This window comes from Mycobacterium genavense ATCC 51234 (genome assembly GCF_000526915.1).
Classification (GTDB): Bacteria; Actinomycetota; Actinomycetes; order Mycobacteriales; family Mycobacteriaceae; genus Mycobacterium; species Mycobacterium genavense.
In genome coordinates this window covers 1-3,381 of sequence record NZ_JAGZ01000025.1, presented here as the reverse complement: position 1 = coordinate 3,381, position 3,381 = coordinate 1, and the positions used below count along the sequence as shown (strand labels likewise).

The following is a 3,381-nucleotide window of genomic DNA, read 5'->3' as shown; positions in this document are numbered from 1 at the left end:
CGGCCAGGATCTCCTCGACCGCGTCGCTCGGCGCGCGATATTCGTTAACGCCGGCGTATTCCGGTGCGGGCAGGGCGCGCGTGTCGAGCTTGCCGCTGACGTTCAGCGGCAGGGCGTCGAGCACGACGATCGCCGACGGCACCATGTAGGCCGGCAGCCGCTCCGCCAGCGCGGTGCGCATCAGCGCGGTGTCCACCTCGCCGGTGACGGTGACGTAGCCGACCAGTCGCTTGTCGCCGGGACGATCCTCGCGCGCGATCACCGCGGCGGCCCGCACCCGGTCCAGGCCGGCCAAAGCCGCCTGCACCTCGCCCAATTCGATCCGATAACCCCGGATCTTGACCTGCTCGTCCGCCCGGCCCAGGTACTGCAGCTGCCCGTCGGGACCCCAGCGCACCAGGTCCCCGGTGCGATACATCCGGTCACCCGGCTCGCCGAACGGGCAGGCCACGAACCGCGACGCGGTCAGCGGGGACCGGCGCAGATACCCGCTGGCCACCCCGCGACCCGCGATGTACAGCTCGCCGGTCACCCCCTCGAGCGCGGGCCGCAGGAACTTGTCCAGCACGAACAACGCCGCGCCCGGCACGGGCACACCGATCGGCGCGGGCGCACCCGGCGTCAACGGCGTACTCATCGCCGCATAGATCGTGCCCTCGGTCGGACCGTAGGCGTTGATCAGCACCCGTCCCGGCGCCCACCGATCCACCACTTCGGACGGCAGCGCCTCGCCCGCCACGAACACCGCGGTCGACTCCAGCCCTTCCGAGGACAGCATCGCTGCCGCAGAAGGGGTTTGGCACAGGACGTTGACCTTTTCGGCGAGCAGCAGCGCGTGCAGATCCTCGGGTGAGCTGGCCACCGTTTCGGGGACGATCACCAGCCGACCGCCGTGCAGCAGGGCGCCGAAGATCTCCCACACCGAAACGTCGAAGCTGTACGAATGCCATTGCGACCAAATTTGTCCCGGGCCGGCCGGCACGGCCGAATGCAGCTTCTCCAGTAGCGACGTCGCGTTCTGGTGCGTGATCGCCACGCCCTTGGGCACCCCGGTGGTTCCCGAGGTGTAAATCATGTAGGCCAGGTCTTGCGGTGCCGGTCCGGACAATTCGACGTCGGGGTCGTCGCCCGGGTCGTCGAAGTCGACGACGAACAGGTCGGTCCCGTCGAAGCGCGACCGCAGCGCCGCGGTAGTGATCGCCGCGACCGGGGTGGCGTCGCCGAGCATGAATTCCACGCGCGCGTCCGGCAGCGCGGGGTCGATCGGCAGGTAGGCCGCTCCGGCCTTGAGCACCGCCATCATCGACACGATCGCCTCGGTCGACCGCGAAAACAGCAGTGCCACGGCCTGTCCCAGACCGGCACCGTGCGCGGTCAGCACCCGCGCCAGTCGTTCCGCGGTCTCGTCGACCTCGCGGTAGGTCCACGACCGGTCCCCGCACACCAGCGCCACGGCCTCCGGCGCGTTGGCGACCTGCGCCGCAAACAGCTCGACAATCGTCACCGCCTGCACCGGCCGGGTCAACACCGCACGGTTGCCCCAGTCGTCTAACCGCGCGGTCTCCCCCTCGTCCAGAAGGTCAATCGATAACAGCCGCCGTTTTCCGCCGGCCATTACTCGTCCTCCGCATCGTCAGTCATGCCTACCAGCACCCGCCGCAACCGCTCGACCAGCGTTTCGATGCTGGCCTTGTCGAACACGTCGGTGTCGTACTCGACGCGAAGGCCCAGTTCGTGACCAGGCACGGCTTGCACCGAAAGCGGGTAGTGGTTGTATTCGCGGTTCGTGAACTTGGTGACCGTCAGGTCCTGGACGCCCGAGAGCGCGGCCGTGTCGATCGGGTAGTTCTCGTAGACGAACATCGTGTCGAAAAGCTGGTCATGCCCGGTGATTCGGTGAATTTCGTTCAACCCCAAATACTGGTGTTCGAGCGTGTCGGTGTAGGAGCGTTGCAGTTGGTCGAGCAGGTCGCCGATGGTTTCGACCGAGTTGAGGTTGGCCCGGATCGGCACCGTGTTGATCATCAGGCCCACAATGGATTCCGCGCCGAGCAGGTCCGTCGGCCGTCCGGAAACCGCCGTGCCGAAGGCGACGTCGGCCTGACCGGTGATCCGCATCAGCAGCTGCGCCCAGGCCGCCTGTAGCACCGTGCTGACCGTGGTGCGGCAGGACCGGGCCAGCTCGCTCAGCGCCTGCGTGGTCTCGGCGGACACCTGGAACTCTTCGACGCCGCGCGCCCCCAGCCCCATCCGTTGCGGCGGGCCGACCAGGGTCGGGGTGTCGAAGCCGTCGAAGACCTCGCGCCATGCCGCCCGAGCCGCGCTGCGGTCCTGATCGGCCAGCCAGGTGACGAACCTGCGGTATGACACCGGCGCAGGAAGCCTGGCGCCGTAGTAGCTGGCGAAAATCTCTTGCAGCAGAAGCGGTTTCGACCACCCGTCCAGCACGATGTGGTGATTGGTCAGCACGAAGCGGTACTGGTCGTCCGCGGTGCGCAGCAATGCCGCCCGGAATGCCGGCTTGTCGATGAGGTCGCAGACCGCGGCACGTTCGGCCGCCGACACCTGCTCGACGTGGTCGTCGACCTCGCCGCCCGCGAATTCGAGGTACTGCCAAGTCAACTCGGGTTCGGCCGGCAAAATCTGCAGCGGCTCGTCGTAGTCACCGCTGAAGCGTGCCACCAGGTGCGGGTGCCGGGTCACGACGGTGTGCACCGCGTCGCGCAGCCGGTCGGGGTCGACGGCACCGGTGATGTTGATGTCCAGCTGCACCGCGTACAGGTCGTCGCCGCTGACGCCGAGGTCCTCGGCGGTGCTGGCGTGGAAGAACAGGCCCTGCTGCACCGGGGTCAGCGGCAACACGTCGGCGATCTGACCGGTCTGCTGCAGTTCGTCGAGCTGCTGCTGGCTCAGCCGCGCCGGCGCGACATCGGACGGCGTCATGCCGCCGCCGCCGTTGCGCACGTGCGCGCAGATACCCGTCAGCGCGTCAAACCACAACTGGCTCAACCGATCAATCTGCGCCTGGTCCAGCGCGGAGACAGCCCAGGTCCAGCTGGCGTGCAGTTGCGGGCCACCCTCGGTGTCCATGGTGCCGGCGTTGAGCTCGACGGTGTGGGCCAGCGGCATCGCGACGGCCGTGGCCGCCGCGGCGGCCGGCAGGTCGTCTTGGGAGAGCTGCCACAGGTCACCGGAGAGATCCGTCGCGCCCGCGCCCAGCCGGCCCAGGTAGTTGAAACCGATTGCGGGGTCGGACCCGTCGAGGTCAACGTCGGGGTTCAGGTACCGCAGCAGTCCGTAGGTCAGCGGGTCGGGCAGGCCGCGCAGCTGTTCCTTGGCGTCCTTGATCACCGGCCCCAGCGCGGTGTCGCCGGCGACCAC

At 68.4% G+C, this 3,381-nt stretch carries 1 pseudogene; it reads right to left on the bottom strand.

Going from position 1 to position 3,381, the window contains the following annotated elements:
• Nucleotides 1–3,381, bottom strand: a pseudogene (locus T428_RS33800) (amino acid adenylation domain-containing protein); the annotation flags it as partial.